Consider the following 1257-nt stretch of genomic DNA (forward strand, 5'->3'; position numbering starts at 1 on the left):
AATCCACTCGGCACATCGATGGCAACTTTTAAACCAGATAAGTGATTAAAATGTTGAAGAATATCTTGCCAGTTTTGATCTAGCTTACGATTTAAACCAATTCCAAATAACGCATCGATATGACAATCAAAATGATCTGGAACTGCAAAATTTGGCTCAATCTGTATTTTATGAAGCTGCGCGTAAAGAATCGCTTGCTTTAAATCTGAAGAATCACCTGTTGGTGCTGCAAATATTTGAACCTCATAGCCTTTTTGAGACAAATAAGCAGCTGCATAATAGCCATCACCTGCATTATTTCCAGAACCACACCAAACTGCAATTTTTTTGATACTTAGGCTATTTTTTAAAATATATTGATCCAAACGCGCTGCTATTGTCCATGCAACTTGCTGCATTAAGCCTACCGAAGAATTGTGCTGTGCAAACCAACGCTTTTCCCATGCTTGAATACTTTCACGATTATAAACAGGGCTATGGTAAACTATGCTTCGCATTGTTCTTCTTCCTCATTATTCTTGGCATATGTCATCTATTTCTTCAGCAGCTTCTATTCCTGTTCTTCAATATGATGCCATTGCGCTTAAACAATGGATCAAACAACAGGCTTTGGCACTGGGTTTTGCTGATTGTGTCATTGCCAAACCAGATGCTCAAGCACAAATGCCGCGTTTTGAGGAATATTTAAAACGTGGCTACCATGCAGATATGCACTATTTAGAGGAAAATTTGGAAAAACGTGCAGATCCAAAATTGCTCGTTCCAGGAACAAAAAGCATCATTTGTGTGCGCATGAACTATCTGGTGGAAACACCAAAACCGCGCTATGTACCAGATGAACCCAACTCAGCCATTATCGCGCGTTATGCACGAGGACGCGATTATCATAAAGTGATGCGTGGCCGTTTAAAAACTCTTGCCTCAAAAATTAAGGAAAAAGTTGGGGAATTTGAATCACGTCCTTTTGCAGACTCTGCCCCGATCTTCGAAAAGTCACTGGCTGAAAGCGCAGGAATGGGTTGGACAGGTAAACATACCCTGCTTATTCACAAGAAATCAGGTTCTTTTTTTGTGTTAGGTGAATTATTTACCTCACTCGATTTGCCTTTTGATGAACCTGCTACAGCACATTGTGGTTCTTGCAGTGCTTGTATTGATATCTGTCCGACTCAAGCGATTGTTGAACCTTATATGCTGGATGCACGTAAATGTATCGCTTATCTTACCATTGAATATAAAGGAATTATTCCTGAAGAA

The 1257-nt window shown here is 39.7% G+C and carries 2 protein-coding genes; one reads left to right on the forward strand and one right to left on the reverse strand.

Annotated elements, in window-relative coordinates:
* Positions 1 to 497, reverse strand: a 497-nt coding sequence (locus tag JR005_RS14990; protein ID WP_324064358.1) for an NAD(P)H-hydrate epimerase, incomplete at its 3' end; no start/stop codon positions are given.
* A gap of 28 nt (positions 498 to 525) precedes the next feature.
* On the opposite strand from JR005_RS14990, the gene queG reads away from it, so the two are divergent.
* On the forward strand, positions 526 to 1257 hold a 732-nt coding region (gene queG / locus JR005_RS12460; RefSeq protein WP_218665840.1), incomplete at its 3' end, for a tRNA epoxyqueuosine(34) reductase QueG.

The sequence above is a fragment of the Acinetobacter sp. Colony158 genome (assembly GCF_019264745.1).
GTDB classification, from domain to species: domain Bacteria; phylum Pseudomonadota; class Gammaproteobacteria; order Pseudomonadales; family Moraxellaceae; genus Acinetobacter; species Acinetobacter ursingii.